This window comes from Shewanella sp. HL-SH8 (genome assembly GCF_051165765.1).
Classification (GTDB): Bacteria; Pseudomonadota; Gammaproteobacteria; order Enterobacterales; family Shewanellaceae; genus Shewanella; species Shewanella glacialimarina.
The window spans coordinates 2,898,195-2,915,354 of sequence record NZ_CP195039.1; the positions used below are offsets into that span (position 1 = coordinate 2,898,195).

Genomic DNA, 17,160 nt, shown 5'->3' on the forward strand with positions numbered 1-17,160 from the left:
TGAAGCTTAATTGAACGCTTAAAACTAAAAATAATAACATCCTAGTAGGCTGAGTAAATGCACAAAGCAATCACCAAAATAATCATAGTGGGCGGCGGTTCAGCTGGCTGGATAACTGCTGGATTAATTGCTGCCGAGCACAATGCCGACAATGGTCAACTGTCACCCTCGCCTAAACTCGATATCACCTTAATTGAATCACCCGATGTTGCCCCAATTGGTGTTGGCGAAGGCACCTGGCCTTCTATGCGTTCAACCCTGCAAAAAATTGGTATCGATGAAACCACATTTTTACTGCACTGCGATGCGAGCTTTAAACAGGGTTCTCGCTTTACTAATTGGCAAAACCAACCACATTCACAAGGTCATCAGTCACACAGTTATGTGCACCCTTTTAGCTTACCTATTGGTGAACCTCAATTTTCTATCGCGCCTTTTTGGTTAGCACACCAAGATCAAGTCTGCTTTGCCGATGCCGTTTGCCAGCAAAACCAAATCAGTCAGCTGGCACTAGCGCCAAAGCTGATTACCACACCTGAATTTAACTTTATCAACAACTATGGCTATCACTTAAACGCCGCTAAATTTAGTCAGTTGTTGCAACAGCACTGCACTGAAAAACTGGGCGTGAAGCATATTGTTGATCATGTCATGGACATCAAAATTGCAGATCAAGCTGACCAGAATGGATTGCAAGCCGGAGATATTAACCATGTGCTAACCAAACATCATGGTGAAATCAGTGCTGACTTATTTATTGACTGCACCGGGGTTAAATCATTGTTGTTAGGTGAAACCTTAGGCGTGCCGTTTATCTGTCAAAAAAAGGTGCTGTTTAATGACTCCGCCCTTGCGGTGCAAGTACCATATAGCGATGAGAACAGCCCTATTGCTTCATGCACCCATTCAACTGCACAAACAAACGGTTGGATTTGGGACATTGGCTTACCCACTCGTCGAGGTATAGGCCACGTGTATTCTTCATCTCACACAAGTGATGAACAAGCGTTAAACCAATTGATTGATTACCTCACACCAGCACTCGGTAAAAAAGCCGCTGATATCAACCCACGCAAACTCAATATTGCCCCAGGCCATCGTCAAGTTTGTTGGCAAAACAACTGTGTGGCTATTGGTATGGCAGCAGGTTTTATTGAGCCATTAGAGGCCTCTGCACTGGCATTAGTCGAGTGGACAGCCAAAGCGGTTGCGACTCAACTTCCGCCAACAAGAGAGACGATGAACACGATTGCAGAACGGGTTAATGAGCAGTTTCAGCATCACTGGCAACAAATTATCGAATTCTTAAAGCTGCATTATGTTACTAGCAATCGAACCGACAGTGACTATTGGCATGACCATCGCCAAGCAAGCTCAATACCGGATGCCTTACAGCAACAATTAGCCTTATGGCGTCATCAGGTGCCAAGCCAGCAAGACTTTATTTATCGTGAAATGCTATTTCCAGCGGCAAGTTACCAATTTGTACTTTACGGTATGCAATATGACACCCAAATACCGGCACAACTTAAGCCGTCGATGAAGCATAAGGCCCAGCAGTTATTTACTGAAAATAGCCAACGAACACAGCAATTAACCCAAATATTACCGACCAACAGAGCGTTACTTAATAAGCTCAAGATAAACGGGTTTGCTAAAATTTAGTCAATGTGACCTGAGAAAGTCAGCATTAACTCAGATATAAATACAATAAGAATAGGACAACAACATGACCCAACATGTATTACTCAATAGTGTCGACCACAAAGACCTTAAAATCATTACCGAGCGCTCGGCTAAGTATGGTGACAATTTATGGTACTCGGTGACCTTCCCGCTCGAATTTAGAAGCATTCAAGCCCATTACCCTATTTTCTTCCAAAAAGACCCGACCACAGGCCAGTTTAACTCTGTGGCTTTATTTGGTTTTCAAAGCGAACAAAACTTATTCTTATCAGATAAAGGTTGGGAGGCATCTTATGTGCCACTGGCTATTCGTCGTCAGCCGTTTCTTATTGGCAAGCAAATCGTGCGAGAAGATGGTACTGAACAGCAACAACATGTTATTCACGCCGATTTAGATAACCCAAGAGTAAGTACTACTGAAGGTGAAGCGGTATTCCATCCATTTGGCGGTAATACTGATTACTTAGATGAAGTCGGCGATATGCTTGCCGCTATTCATCAGGGGTTAAATGATAATAGTACCTTTACGGCAATGTTACTCGAACATGACTTACTTGAATCATTCACCTTAGATATCGAATTAGATAACGGTGACAAGCATCAAATGATTGGTTTTTATACTATTAATGAAGATAAATTAAACCAACTTAGTGCTGATGTGTTGGCAACATTGCATCAGCATGGCTACTTACAGGCGATATACATGTCAATGGCATCACAGTCTAATATGCGTAACCTATTAGATCGTAAAAATGCGCAAAATAAAACTGCATAGCCTGATGAATACACCATTGAATACGAGTAACCGCTCGGGGAAGCCTTCGCCGCAATTACCTGTCAATCAAGCATCAACTAATCGAGTGCCAGAATACAACGACTGCACAATGGCGGAATTGTATGACCGCATAAAAGATGCTGACACGCCGATGATATTTAAAGGATTGTGCCGTCATTTCCCGTTAGTGCAAGCAGGGCTTGAATCCACTCAGTCCGCGATGAATTACTTACTCAAGCATGACACTGGGCAGCCATTAACAGCCTATTATTTACCGCCAGAACAACGGGGCAGAGTATTTTATAATGAGGCTGTTGATGGGTTTAACTACCAAGCGGGCAAACTGGCATTAAGCCAAATTTTGGCACGCTTACAAGCTGAGTCGACTCAAGCTGAACCCGCCAGTGTGTATATGGGCTCAACCAATATACACCAGTATTTTCCAAGCTTATTTGCCGAAAACTGTTTACAGCTTGATCAAGTTAACCCGATGACCAATATCTGGTTAGGCAATCAAACTCGCGTGGCAGCACACTTTGATTTCCCGCATAATTTAGCCTGTAATATGGTGGGTAAACGTACTTTCACCCTTTTCCCGCCAGATCAAATCGGCAACCTATACATTGGCCCCATGGAATTTGCCCCAGGCGGTCAAGAAATCAGTATGGTGAATTTTGATAAGCCAGACTTTGAACGCTTTCCAAAATTTGAGCAAGCACTAGCCGCATCATTCACCGCAGCACTTGAACCTGGTGATGTGTTATTTATCCCCAGCATGTGGTGGCACCATGTGCGCGGTGTAGAAAACTTTAATGTGCTCATTACCCATTGGTGGCGTGATACTCCAGGTTTTCTGGGTCGGCCAAATAACGCCCTATTACAAAGTATGCTTAGCCTACGATCATTACCTAAAGCACAACGCCAAGCCTGGAAAGCCATGTTTGAATATTACATATTCGACCATGATGACGTGGATGAAAGCCATATCCCCGATAGCGCTAAGGGCATGTTAACCAAGCCACTAGATGAACTGAATGCGCGAAAGCTACGAGCTGACTTAACTAATAAACTTAAGCGTTAACAGGCGCAACTAGGGTTGATAACATAACAGTGCTGAATACCTAAAACGGCTATTTATTTAAAGCGCAACAATAAAAATAACACGCATGAGGTACACCAAATGAATACAGCAGTTAAAAAAGTGGTTATTGCCGGTGGTGGTACTGCTGGCTGGATGGCCGCAGCGGCGCTAACCAAATTAATGGGTAAGCATATTGAAGTCGTTCTAGTCGAATCAGATGAAATTGGCACTGTCGGTGTAGGTGAAGCGACGATCCCCACATTACATATTTTTCACCGTTTATTAGGCCTAAAAGAACAAGATATCATGGCTGCTACTAATGCCACCTTTAAGCTTGGTATTAACTTTGAAAACTGGCACGACATAGGTAAAGATTATCTGCATTCATTTGGTTTTTTAGGTAAAGATTGCTGGGCTTGCGGGTTTCAACACTTTTGGTTAAAAGGCAAACAGCAAGGATTGGTCAGCGAAATTGGCGACTATTGCACCGAACATTTAGCCGCTCGCCAGGGGCGTTTTGCCGTGTTACCTAATCAAGACTACAACCACGCCTACCATATGGATGCGAGTCTATATGCTAAGTTTTTACGCAAAATGGCAGAAGGTAATGGTTTAACCCGTATTGAAGGTAAAATAGCCGACGTGCTGCAGCATGACAGCAATGGCTATATAAAAGGATTACAACTCGACAATGGCCAGCTTATTGAAGGTGATTTATTCATCGACTGCACCGGGTTTAAAGCGTTATTAATTGAAGGTACGCTTAATACAGGTTTTGACGATTGGAGCCATTATTTACCGTGTGACAGTGCCATTGCAGTGCAAACTCAATCGGTTAATACCCCGCTTGCTTATACTCGTTCAATTGCGCGCGAGTCTGGCTGGCAATGGCGTATTCCCCTGCAAAATCGCACAGGTAATGGTTTTGTATTTTGCAGTAAATACATGACTGACGATGAAGCAATTGACACCTTAATGGCTAACATTGAAGGCGAACCCTTAAATAAGCCCCGAGTGATTAAATTTAAAACCGGATCGCGTCGTCAACACTGGAATAAAAACTGTATTGCGGTGGGTTTATCGTCAGGGTTTTTAGAGCCTTTAGAATCCACCAGCATTCACCTTATTCAACGCAGCATAGTACGCTTAATGCAGTTATTCCCATCGCAGGGCATCGACATCACTGATATTAATGAGTTCAATCAGCAAACTAAGCTAGAAGTGGACAACATTCGCGACTTTATCATTTTGCATTATAAAGTCACCGATCGTGAAGACAGCCGCTTTTGGCGCTACTGTAAAAACATGCCAATACCAGCCTCATTACAGCATCGTATCGATATGTTCAGTCAGTCGGGTAAAGTGTATAAATACGGCAATGAATTGTTTGGTGAAAGTTCGTGGATCCAAGTCATGATGGGACAAGGCATAATGCCTAAAGAATATCATCCCATTGTGGATATGATGGAAGACGATGAGTTGGCTAACTTTTTAAATAACATTAAATCGACGGCAAAACGAAAAGTCGACACCCTGCCGCCCCACTTTGATTTTATTAATCATTATTGTAAAACCGATATTAAGTAAGTTGGCACTAGCCTTAATCAAATAATAAGCCACTACAGCCAAGGATCTGCATCATGTCGTTGCCTACAACAACCAACACGACTCAAGCAAATGCTAAGCAAGCAGCCAGCAATATTATTCAAGTAAGCGGCATTGAGCCGCAGATTTGTTATATCGGCAATGAACAAACCCCGATTATTATTATCGACAACTTTGCCGATGATATAACACCGCTATTATCCATTGCCCGCCAACAAGCCAAGTTTATTAAAGATGACAGTTCATATTATCCTGGGGTGCGCGCACCATTGCCTAATCCCTATGCCATTGAAGTCATTAATCAGGTATTTCAACTGGTTTATGATGTCTACAAAGTGCCACATCATTTACGCATAAAACCGCAAATACTGTCATTTTCATTAATTAGCCAATCACCCGATAGCCTAATGCCATTACAACGCTTACCGCACTTTGATACCCCAGAGCCGTATTATTTTGCCATTTTGCACTATCTCAATGACGGGCCACACGGTAACACGGCTTTTTTTAGGCATAAAAAAACCGCTTATGAGCGGATTGATGAAACCAAAATGGATCATTATTTTGAATCGGCTAAAGCCTTTTTAACTGACCATGCCAAAGACACACCTGAGTACTTTGTCGACAGCGATGAACATTATGAGATCCATCATCAAATTGAATATAAGCCCAATAGACTGGTGATTTATCCGGGTAACTTGCTGCATTCAACCTTAGTAAACCTCAGCACCGATATTGACGATGACCCGCATACCGGTCGCCTCACCGCCAATATTTTTATCAATTTCAAATAACACAGGGAACACGTTATGGTTACGCCATTTGGTATCACAACACCTTCTTACAAAAAGAAAGCGCTTACAATCAGTGTTTCAACGCTATTGTGCCTTAGCGTAACCCCTGCAACATTTGCAGCCCACCCCAATATTACCCCACAAACAATACATGCGTTAACTGTGCTACCCGATAGCGAGAAACAACGTATCGGTGATCGTATCACCCAAGTTGAAGACCAAATAAAACACTTATTACCGCAACTGACATTAGCAGAGAAAGTGTCATTAGTGCACGCCGCAGGCAAGTTTCACATTCCCGCTATCGAACGTTTAGGCATTCATGAAATGTGGATGTCTGACGGACCACACGGTGTCCGCTATGAAATAGACCGAAACTCATGGGCACCAGCAGGCTGGACCAACGATTACTCAACCTACTTACCACCACTGACAGCCGTTGCCGCCAGTTGGGATAAAAACATGGCCAGCTTACATGGTAATGTTTTAGGGGCTGAGGCGCGTCATCGTAATAAAGACTTAATTCTAGGCCCTGGGGTTAACCTTGCCCGCTTGCCGTTATATGGGCGTAACTTTGAATACATGGGTGAAGACCCCTTTTTAGCCGCCGCACTTGTGGTACCAACTATTAAAGCCATTCAGGCTAATGATGTGGGCGCGACCGTAAAACACTACGCCTTAAACAACCAGGAACTAAACCGCACTGGGGTGAATGCCAAACCCGATGAGCGCACCTTGCGCGAAGTGTATTTACCCGCTTTTGAAGCCGCGGTAAAACTGGCTAACGTGCACGCGATTATGGGCGCTTATAATGAATTCAGAGGCACCAACGCTAACCAGAGCGAACACCTTGTTAAGGATATTTTAAAAGGTGAATGGGGTTATCAAGGGGTATTACTGACCGATTGGAATGTCGACATCAACACCTATGATGCCGCTATGAACGGCCTAGACATTGAAATGGGCACTGATGTAGCCAGTTTTGATGACTACTTTATGGCAAAACCATTATTAGAGATGATCAAAGCAGGCAAAGTACCCGAGTCAGTTTTAGATGACAAAGTGGCTCGAATTTTACGGGTACAACTGAGCATTGGCATGATGGATAAGCAGCGCCTATCAGGCCAGCGTAATACTCAAGCACATAGAAACGATGCCCGCACCATTGCCACTAACGGAGTGGTACTGCTTAAAAATGATGATAATATGTTACCGCTGAATGCAGCAAAGCTTAAAAATGTATTGGTATTAGGTCCTAACGCCGATAAACGACATGGCTTTGGTGGCGGCTCATCTGAAGTGAAAGCCCTATATGAAATAAGCCCACTAGATGGCTTAAAAGCCAAACTAAGCGACAAGGTCAAGGTCACCTTAATGCGCCCTGCTAGCAGCAAATTTATGCCTATTCCCAATGACTATCTCACTACCCGTCATTGGACCGGTACTCCCTCTTGGCAAATTAACTATTTCAATGATAATGCAATGACAGATTTGGCCAGTGAATCATGGATAGCCGATCCGCAATTTGATGCTAAAGGCCGTACTCAATCAATTGAAATAAAGGCCAATATCAAACCAATGGAATCAGGCAGTCATAGCTTTAGTATTCAAGCCGATGGTCAAGTGGCACTGTACATCAATGATCAACCGCTCATCAGCACATCAACCGCGCAGTCAGCCAAAATGCTAACTCAATCAATGCCTCTAGTGGCCGGCGAAACCTATGCGGTAAGCTTGCGCTACCAAGGTGATAAACAAGCCACGTTAGGCTGGGAAACCCCAAACAGCTTATATAACAGTGAGAAAGAGTATTTAGCCGCAGCGAAAAAAGCCGATGCGGTTATTTATTTTGGCGGCTTAAGTCATGCCGACGATAGAGAGTCAATTGACCGTCCAGATATGATATTACCCGGCCAACAAGACGAAGTGATCGCTAAACTACTGCAGACTAATGCCAATACCATAGTAATGATGATAGGCGGTTCAGCCGTTGAAATGCCCTGGGCCAACAAGACTAAAGCATTACTTTGGGGTTGGTATGGTGGCATGGAAGCCGGTCATGCTTATGCAGACATTCTATTTGGTGATGCTAACCCGAGTGGTAAAATGCCAATCACTTTACCTAAAAAGCTTACCGACACAGCGCCAATTGCACTCAATGATTACCATGCGAAAGAGTCGCTGTATAGCGAAGGCGTATTCATTGGTTACCGCTGGTTTGAGCAACAAAAAATTGCGCCATTATTCCCTTTTGGCCACGGCCTGTCTTACAGTCAATTCAACTATTCAGACGTTAAATTGTCCAGTAACAGCATAAAAGGAGACGACACATTAACCGTTACGGTCAACATCACTAACACCAGTAAAGTTGACGGCGCAGAAGTGGCACAGCTTTACTTACATGATATAAAAGCCAGTGTCCCTCGCCCACTAAAAGAGTTAAAAGGCTTTAATAAAGTCTGGTTAAAGGCCGGCGAAACTCAAACAGCCCAGTTCAACTTAACAAAGCGCGATTTGTCATTTTGGGATGTGAACACTAATGATTGGCTAGCAGAATCAGGCGAGTTTGAAGTGATGATAGGTTCGTCAGTGGTGGATATTCGGCTGAAAAAACGTTTTAGTTATCAGCGTTAAATGCTGGTATCGATTAGTGATCAAATAGAATGGGTTTAAGCCAACGAGCCTAAATAAAATCATCAGGTTATTGATGTTAAAAACCTCAACATAACATTCAATGCCTGCGGTGAGCAGTTACTGTTCTGACTCACCGCGGGTAGTGATAATTAACCTGAACTCGGGATAAAAAATTGAACTAATCGCCCTCTTTGTGATCAGCTCTTTCGACCAAGAAGGAACCAATTACGCAGAGGGCTTATGAATAATTTAGTGGATATATTTTGTGATGTCGATGATTTTTGTACTGTATTTATCCCACAATGGAGAAAGCAGTGCTTAACAGATGGTACGCGTAAACGCCAACGCCAGAGCAGGATGGATATGAGTGAAATAATGACTATAATCATACTCTTCCATACGTCTCACCATCGTGATTTCAAAAATTATTACACTGGATATCTTGCTCGATTCTTTAAATCAGACTTTCCCAACTTACTCAGCTATACCCGTTTTCTTGAGCTGATGCCGACAACAGTCGTACCACTATGCAGTTATTTTTCCAGCATCAGAAGTCTACCGACGGGGATAGAGTTCGTTGATTCAACCTGCGTAAAGGTTTGCCATAATTTGCGAATTCCTCGACATAAAACCTTATCAGGCCTTGCTCGTCGCGGAAAAGGGACCATGGGATGGTTCTACGGGTTCAAGCTTCACCTCATCGTTAACCATAAAGGCGGTATTGTTGCTGCCAAAATAACAGCTGCCAATATGCATGATACTCAGCCTGTTTCAGGGATGGTGGTGAACGCAATGGATAAGCTGTATGCGGATAAAGGCTATATCAGCAAAGCGTTGGCAAGCGACTTACTTGAGAAAGGCGTGACCTTGGTAAACAATGTTCGCAAGAACATGAAAAAGAAGGTTTTATCACTGTGGGATAGAGCCATGCTTTCAAGACGATTTATTATAGAAACCATCAATGACCAGCTTAAAAACATCTCACAAATCGAGCATTCGAGACACAGAAGTGTGCATGGTTTTATGCTTAATATGATTGGTGGTTTAATCGCTTATCAACTCAAAGAGAGTAAGCCAAAACTCAATATCACAGATGTCGATTTCAATGCGATTTCTGTTATGGCTTAAACCGATCTCAGGTTAAATAATAAATCCCATCTGTCGCTAAGGTAAAAGTAACCGCATAACGAACCCGTCCTACCGGAGAGAAATTTGTTGGCACTGGAGTCAGTGATTCACCACTTTTGTTGAGTATGGTGACATAAGGCACAAAATCTGAATTTTCTGACTTTAGAATAACGGTTACCGCTTTACGACCAACCGAATTAAACTTGAATAGATCAATATCCAGTTTTTGCTGGATGGCACCATTAACCCTGAAAGGCACGCCATCTTTAATTGAGTTTGCAACCGCTAAATGATTGTTAAACTCTTTTTCATACACTAATTCGTATTCAGACTTGGTGGCATCAAACGGATAATCGTCTTGCTCATCTGGCACGCCATCGCCGTCTTCATCCTTGTTTTCCCAGGTACCTGTTTGTTGCCCTGTTGTTTTAGCGGCGGTTTTAGCTGCGACTTCAGGGCTATAACTGGTAAGACTCAGACTGGTTAGCATTAAAATTACCAGCTTAAAATGTGTTTGGTTCATTGTTTACATCCTTATAAAACATCATCCATTATGTGCTTGGTCAAAAGCGGCGCGCTGGCCACTTTACATATTATTTATTCACTTTTGGATATTTAGTTTCAGTATCCCCAGCTGAAACTAAGGCCGATTCAGGCTGAAGTGTTAGCTTATATATTGGTCATGTACCAATTTCCGGAAGCTTTCTCTTGCACAAAGTGGCAGGCAGGCTTAAAGATGGGACCATCTTCAAACTCAATCTTGGGCAATACCAGCACTTTTTTGACAATATCAAAGGGCAGTTCACGATCGCTTTCAATAATGGCTACCTCCTCGGAGCTTAATATCTCCACGGATGAAATCTCTTCTGTTCTGTAACGTCCACGACTCTTCATTCTTTTGCCCATATATTTTTTGAAAAACGCAAATTGCTTTTCATCTTCTTTCGCCACTGGAGGATAATAGGTAAGCACGGCCTCTAAATCGCCAGCAATAATCTCTTTTTGCAGCGCAATGCATTTTTGGTTGAGCGCCTCATAGCTTTCCGCCTGTACGGTAAAAACAGGTAACAGACCTATGAGTCCCAAAATGAGTGTATTTTTAAGCATGAACTGTCTCTCCTTTAATCGATAAAAATAGATGAATGCATTAATTTGCGATTTTTCTGTATTTCCGCCTAAGCACAGTGAGAAATAAGTTCACCTAACCCTAATCAGTTGAATAGGTTTAATTAGTTTTGTCAGGGTAAACTTTATAGGAGAAGGATGACACATATCATTGTGTGGCTTTTTCTTCCCTAAAAGGCGTGATCAATAAGTTTATTCATCGCCGCCCAACGCTGTCCTTAAGTTGCCATAAGTGAACCTAGTTTATCTTTTTTCTGATAGTGTCTTACCAAATGCTGTTACAGCTAATACCGCCGCCCGCTCCAATGCTAAGTATTGACTGTCAGCGGTGTACTCAAGGTTGCTCAAGTGCCCAGAAATATAATTTGATAATTTTTTTACTTCAGGCAGATCACCAATGTCATCATAAATATCTAGCCATTTAGAGGCTGGAACGCGTTTTCTTATTCCAGACTTATACCACGCGGCTGAAATGGCACTGTCGAGCGGAGAGAGACTCACTCCCGCCTGCTCACCAAATGCTGTCCGATAAAAGTAAGGTAATTTTTTACCTTGTTCGTTTTGATACATCACGATGATAACGTCATGCCCAGAACCAACAATAACCTCTGTCACTCCCTGCGAATTAAACATGCTAGGCTCTGTCGCTGGTGAATGAAGTGAAACAACAAAAAGCTTACTAAAATCAACATTATTAATGACTTCAGCATTGATATCTGCAACGACGCTTTTTCCAACGTTAATCATTCGGCTATTGCCTTTCCCATAACTGTTTTTTAACGTAATTTCAATTTCTGAAGGCAGGCCTGAAGGTAAAATAAATGTCAGCTTTGATGATGAATGTATAGTAGGATCAATTATTAACTCACCTATTATCACCTTGGTATCGCCGAAAAAATGCTTTCCAGATAACTCTACAAGTTCACCTTCGCTAACATACGGATTATTCAGCGAGTTGAAAATTGGAATGTCTTCATCTGAATAACTTATTAACACTTTATTCGAACGAAATCCATCGGCAACAAAAAACAAGTTAACGGCGCCTTTTGGCATAGCGAAGTTTATTTTATCAGCGCTATTTGACGTTACAGGCATGTTTATGGGCGGAACCGCTTTGCCCATATCAAATACCAAAAATCCACTGCCGGTGAGTCCATGACCACTAATGCTGTGCGCTTCGCCCGCAATTTGAACCCCATGTATCTCGTCGCCACTATAAATATATGACAAATAAACGATGTTTTTATAACCCGTGTCTCCTGGCATGGCAACGCGCAGTGCATTCAATGGGTCGTTATCATGAATATCCAACCATCCATCATTGTCATCATCCACGTCCAAGAAATCATACAGGCGATCATTATCTAAATCTCTTGGAGCCATACTTGTGTCTTTAACTTCAACATCGTCATTTATGCCGTTACCGCCGGAGTCAAGGTCTACAAAGCTGGCAAAACCGTCGTGATCGAAATCGAAAATACCTTCAACTCGATCAAGGATGCCATCGTCATCACTATCATTATCAAGCCAGTTGGGTACTCCGTCTTTATCTATGTCATGAGCCAATACATCATCATACTCATAGACATAAAATTCATTTGCATCAAATATTCTGTCATGGTCGGTGTCAGTGGAGAAGTTTGAAAACCCATAAGCGGACTCCAATGAGTCATCAAGACCATCAACATCAATATCTTCAAAAACGTGTACTTGATAACTGTACTCAGGTGCACCGCGTCTTTGCTCATCATTGACAACTAAATAATAAATCCCATCTGTCGCTAAGGTAAAAGTAACCGCATAACGAACCCGTCCTACCGGAGAGAAATTTGTTGGCACTGGAGTTAGTGATTCACCGCTTTTGTTGAGTATGGTGACATAAGGCACAAAATCTGAATTTTCTGACTTTAGAATAACGGTTACCGCTTTACGACCAACCGAATTAAACTTGAATAGATCAATATCCAGTTTTTGCTGGATGGCACCATTAACCCTGAAAGGCACGCCATCTTTAATTGAGTTTGCAACAGCTAAATGATTGTTAAACTCTTTTTCATACACTAATTCGTATTCAGACTTGGTGGCATCAAATGGATAATCGTCTTGCTCATCTGGCACGCCATCGCCGTCTTCATTCTTGTTTTCCCAGGTACCTGTTTGTTGCCCTGCTGTTTTAGCTTCGGTTTTAGCTGCGACTTCTGGGCTATAACTGGTAAGACTCAGACTGATTAGCATTAAAACTACCAGCTTAAAAAGTGTTTGGTTCATTGTTTACATCCTTATAAAACATCATCCATTGTCCATTATGTGCTTGTACTCGCTTATCAACAAAATGAAGCGGTTAGCGGTTTGAACTCATTTATATTGTTAATCTATCTGATTGATAAACGGTATTTTGCAGAAATCTGCTATTTGCTTACCAAGCGATTGCATTCGATATAATCCCCCATATTCAAATTCAAATTCAAACTCAAAAAGCAGCGTTATTGATAATCAGTGTTAGCGTATTACTTTTCCCGTATGTATTTTTGACATAAAGCTCACCAGATTTAATGGTGTTAGGGATAGTAATAGATAGTTCGGTAGGGGTAATTTTGGTCGGTATAATTTCAATACCTGAAACAAATACCGTCGTTTGTTCATTGAATTTTTGACCTGTAATAACCAGATGCGCATTAGGAGAAGTGTGTAGCTTTTCTTGGCCTAGCAGTATTGGAATATATTGATTTCGATATTCAATAATGACTTCATTTGATGTAATTGTGTTTAAAGCAACAAACCTTATGTTGCTCGCATTATCAGGTAATACAAAATCTATACTGCCATCTGCGTTAGCACTAACAGGCATATTAATCGGCACACTGGTATTACGATTAAAAACCAACAGGCCGTCGGTTAAGCCCTCACCGGTTAATCGATGCATTTTATTTGAAATCATTATATTTTTTATCGGTGTTTGCCCATCAAGCAGGTAATAGATACTGGCTATATCTTTATAACTATCTGTGCCATAAGGTGCTGACTTCACCTTAACTAGAGGCTCTTGATCATGAACATCTAGAATAAGATCATTATCATCATCAAGGTCAATAAAATCGGCCACTGAATCAGCATCTGAATCGATTGGCGCAGTACTACTGCCCCCGACATCCACTGCATCTGATACGCCATTACCGTCAGAATCTAAATCAACTAACGCAGCAAGACCATCTTGGTCTAAATCAGATGAACCTTCATACTGATCTTTAATTCCATCACCATCAGCATCTTCATCAAGCCAATTAGGTATACCGTCATTATCCATATCATGATTAATGACATAAAATTCGTCACCATCAAAGGCACCATCAGAGTCAGAATCTTGTGAATAAAGTGCAAACCCAAAAGCGCTTTCGTGTGAATCATTAATCGCATCAACATCATGATCAAAAAATACATCTATGGTGTATGTGTAATCAGCATTGCCTTGAAATTGCTTATCATTAATCACTAAATAATAAACACCTGACTGCCGAGGTTTAATTTGGATTGCACGTTTAAACTGACCAACAGGATGATAATTAGGCGCCCAACTATTGATAGCGATTCCATCACTTCCAAGAACTGCCATTCCAGGATTTAGCTTGCCACTTATAGAGGAGAGTAAAAATGTCAGTTGTTGACCGGACTCAAGTTGTAGTTTATAGAAATCTAAATCATTAATTTGTTGAATAACACCTGATAATCTTGCGGGTACTTCACTAACAATCGTGGCAACATCTTGGTTATTATTAAATTCTTGTTCATGCACAAGCTTATATTTTGATTGGCTCGCATCAAATGGATAATCGTCTTGCTCATCTGGCACCCCATCGCCGTCTTCATCTTTGTTTTCCCAGGTGCCAGTTTGCTGCCCTGTTGTTTTAGCGGCGGTTTTAACTGACATTTCAAGGCTATAACTGACAATACACAGACTGGCTAGCGTTACAATTACCAGCTTAAAAAGTATTCGACTCATTGTTTACATCCTTATAAAACATCATCCATTGTCCATTATGTGCTTGTACTCGCTTATCAACAAAATGCCTTTTAGTGGCAATGCGTAATTGCTCTGGCAACCCTACCGGATTGATAAATTTATACTGTTTAGGTAATTGCGAATATTGCATTTGTTATCCTTAACAACAATACGAAATATTATTTTATAAATAGAACAGCTAATTGATTTTATTTATCTTTATCTAACCAATCGGGTAAACCATCATCATCTTGATCAACATTAAATGAGTCGAAATACCCAAGGTAATACTCTTGCGTATCCCAAATGCTATCTTTATCAGTATCGTGCGTTAAGTGATTGATACCCATTGCAGATTCCAGATCATCACTGAGCGCATCTCCATCTCTATCAATAAAGATTGTGGCATTGTAGGTAAAACTCTCTTTGCCATCAAAATCAATGTCATTAACACCGATGTGATACTTTCCATCTTTTAAGATCCCAACGTTAATTGCAATAGTTTTCAATGCGTTACTTATTGGTATCTTACCAAAATTCAATGCCATACCATCTTCGCCTGAAAAATAGATATTGGGTTTAAAGCCAGAGTCATCATTGTAGTGAAGCACTAAGGTATAAAATTCATCTTTATGTGCATTAAAGGAAAACAAATCACCATTATCTGACTTAACAGATATTGCGCCTGACATTTTAAATGGAGGATAACGATTGGCATGAGTTGCTATTGAGGGATTATCATTGGATTCTTGTTCGCGGATTAGCTCAAAACGGGATTGAGATGCATCTAAAGGATAATCATCTAACTCATCAAGAATGCCATCTCCATCTTCATCTTTATTTCTCCACTTGACGAGAAAGTCGGCATATTCATTTGACATAGGCGCGGCGGAAATAAGCTTACCATTGTTGTCTTGTTTTACCGGCTCATTACAACCTGTAACGCCTAAAGTAGCCGTTAACAACATCACTAACCAAATTGCATTATTCTTCATTGAATCGATTGCCTTATAAGTCCATTTATTTTGCTTTTCCGGTTACGGTTAACACCTTGTTATTTCGATAAATACAAACCCACTAAATATAATAAAAATAGCCCCAATAATACCTTTAATGGCGTTGGATAAGCAAAAGTAATCTCGGGCGAGTGTTTGTCGTTGATGTATTCAATTATTTCTGGCAATGCAAACAGATTTGCTCTTGATATATTTATCTCTTCACCGGTATTAAGCGTGAGTCGTGCATGAGTATAGATATCAGCTTTCGATATTTGTCTATACCATTGACCTGGTGTTTCACGTTTAAAACTAAATCGGTAGCGCTGAATATGAATCGCGCTTATACGGCTCAAACGAATATAACTTTGTATTGTAGATTTGCAAAACGCGTCAGGAAGATCTAAAGCCTCTTTGGTTAAACTGGTCACTAACCCTGATTTAAAGTTAACCCAACAATGGAATATTAATACAACGGCTATGCTGATTAATGTTACTGGCAAAATAGCATCTGGAGATGCCTGTAACACAAACATCAATAGCAAAGGTACACCCACAAAGCTGGTTAACAATAATAGCCAAGTTAGCATTGAAAAAGGCGAAATGAGTCTCCTAGAGACAAATGTGACTTTATGACGCTCGTCTAATTTCATTTCGAGTGTCGTATTACTTTTAAAAATACTAAAACTCTGTTTAATCCACGGCATTAATAAGGGCTCTACTTTACAACAATCATTAACATCAGAAAACGAATAAGCAACTGACATTGTAAAAAAACAACAGCCTACTGACTGCTGGTTTTCATCTATAAAGTGTTAATTTATAACGTAATGCTAGAAGGGTAAATCATCATAGAAATACCATTGGCCTTCGTCTTCAAATATGATACATCTTGTACCACCTGTACGACTTTTCCCATTTGGCTTTATAAAATTATAACTGTAGTTAATTGTTATAACACGTGTGGTATTGGGGTAGTTTCCTTTTAAATCTGCACTCGGCTCCATAAAACCTGACTTTTCAGGTGTGAACACCAAAAAATCTATTAGCTCCACTCCATCCGCTTTTCTTTTATAACCGCCTAAACTAAGCTCAATCAACTTCCGAGCTCTTTTTCCATCCTGCCATTGTTGCATCATAGGGTGATACCCTTTAATGATGTCGTCTACTTTTTCATCACGAATATCTCGCATTACTTGATCACAACGCGGCTTTAACTCACTGACCTCTTTAGGTAAACTGGCCTCGCTGGCTGATACAGAAAATACCAGCATTGAGCTACATGCAATAGTTGAAAATTGATAACAGCGACTTTTTATCCATTTACTTAACATCATCAT

General features: G+C 41.1%; 15 protein-coding genes. 7 read left to right on the plus strand and 8 right to left on the minus strand.

Going from position 1 to position 17,160, the window contains the following annotated elements; translation table 11 throughout:
- Positions 1-57: 57 nt before the first annotated feature.
- The 7 genes from ACRWQN_RS12800 (at position 58) to ACRWQN_RS12830 (ending at position 9,703) form a co-directional block, all read left to right on the plus strand.
- Complete coding sequence (locus tag ACRWQN_RS12800) at positions 58-1,665, plus strand: tryptophan halogenase family protein (protein WP_434938139.1); 1,608 nt, start codon at positions 58-60, stop codon at positions 1,663-1,665.
- Positions 1,666-1,729: 64 nt separating this feature from the next.
- On the plus strand, positions 1,730-2,461 hold the full coding sequence (locus ACRWQN_RS12805; RefSeq protein WP_434938141.1) for a SapC family protein: 732 nt from the start codon (positions 1,730-1,732) through the stop codon (positions 2,459-2,461).
- Positions 2,462-2,570: 109 nt separating this feature from the next.
- Positions 2,571-3,542 carry a cupin-like domain-containing protein gene (locus ACRWQN_RS12810; RefSeq protein ID WP_434940656.1) on the plus strand — a complete coding sequence of 324 codons (972 nt, stop codon included), beginning with the start codon at positions 2,571-2,573 and terminating at the stop codon, positions 3,540-3,542.
- A gap of 99 nt (positions 3,543-3,641) precedes the next feature.
- On the plus strand, positions 3,642-5,129 hold the full coding sequence (locus ACRWQN_RS12815; protein WP_434938143.1) for a tryptophan halogenase family protein: 1,488 nt from the start codon (positions 3,642-3,644) through the stop codon (positions 5,127-5,129).
- 50 nt (positions 5,130-5,179) lie between these two features.
- Positions 5,180-5,941, plus strand: coding sequence for a DUF6445 family protein (locus ACRWQN_RS12820; RefSeq protein WP_434940657.1), 762 nt, complete (start codon positions 5,180-5,182; stop codon positions 5,939-5,941).
- Between the two features lie 15 nt (positions 5,942-5,956).
- A complete protein-coding gene (locus ACRWQN_RS12825) occupies positions 5,957-8,575 on the plus strand; it encodes a glycoside hydrolase family 3 C-terminal domain-containing protein (protein WP_434938145.1) in 2,619 nt (872 codons plus the stop codon).
- A 240-nt stretch (positions 8,576-8,815) separates the two neighbouring features.
- Positions 8,816-9,703: an IS982 family transposase gene (locus ACRWQN_RS12830; RefSeq protein WP_434938147.1), complete on the plus strand. Its 888-nt coding sequence runs from the start codon at positions 8,816-8,818 to the stop codon at positions 9,701-9,703.
- A 7-nt stretch (positions 9,704-9,710) separates the two neighbouring features.
- Here ACRWQN_RS12830 and ACRWQN_RS12835 read toward each other — a convergent pair whose 3' ends face one another.
- From ACRWQN_RS12835 to ACRWQN_RS12870, 8 genes are all read right to left on the minus strand, one after another.
- Positions 9,711-10,226, minus strand: a complete 516-nt coding sequence (locus tag ACRWQN_RS12835; protein ID WP_434938149.1) for a hypothetical protein — start codon at positions 10,224-10,226, stop codon at positions 9,711-9,713.
- Between the two features lie 146 nt (positions 10,227-10,372).
- Entirely contained in the window at positions 10,373-10,810 is a 438-nt protein-coding gene (locus ACRWQN_RS12840) for a hypothetical protein (protein WP_226415080.1), read from the minus strand.
- Positions 10,811-11,071: 261 nt separating this feature from the next.
- Positions 11,072-13,096 (minus strand): hypothetical protein, encoded by a 2,025-nt coding sequence (locus ACRWQN_RS12845; protein WP_434938151.1) that lies wholly within the window; start codon positions 13,094-13,096, stop codon positions 11,072-11,074.
- A 202-nt stretch (positions 13,097-13,298) separates the two neighbouring features.
- On the minus strand, positions 13,299-14,825 hold the full coding sequence (locus ACRWQN_RS12850; RefSeq protein ID WP_434938153.1) for a hypothetical protein: 1,527 nt from the start codon (positions 14,823-14,825) through the stop codon (positions 13,299-13,301).
- Positions 14,806-14,976: a hypothetical protein gene (locus tag ACRWQN_RS12855; RefSeq protein WP_434938154.1), complete on the minus strand. Its 171-nt coding sequence runs from the start codon at positions 14,974-14,976 to the stop codon at positions 14,806-14,808. Before ACRWQN_RS12855 ends, ACRWQN_RS12850 begins: the two co-directional genes overlap by 20 nt.
- A gap of 58 nt (positions 14,977-15,034) precedes the next feature.
- Positions 15,035-15,820 carry a hypothetical protein gene (locus ACRWQN_RS12860; protein ID WP_434938156.1) on the minus strand — a complete coding sequence of 262 codons (786 nt, stop codon included), beginning with the start codon at positions 15,818-15,820 and terminating at the stop codon, positions 15,035-15,037.
- Positions 15,821-15,879: 59 nt separating this feature from the next.
- Positions 15,880-16,527, minus strand: a complete 648-nt coding sequence (locus tag ACRWQN_RS12865) for a hypothetical protein (protein ID WP_434938158.1) — start codon at positions 16,525-16,527, stop codon at positions 15,880-15,882.
- A gap of 126 nt (positions 16,528-16,653) precedes the next feature.
- On the minus strand, positions 16,654-17,157 hold the full coding sequence (locus ACRWQN_RS12870) for a hypothetical protein (protein ID WP_434938160.1): 504 nt from the start codon (positions 17,155-17,157) through the stop codon (positions 16,654-16,656).
- Positions 17,158-17,160: the final 3 nt, after the last annotated feature.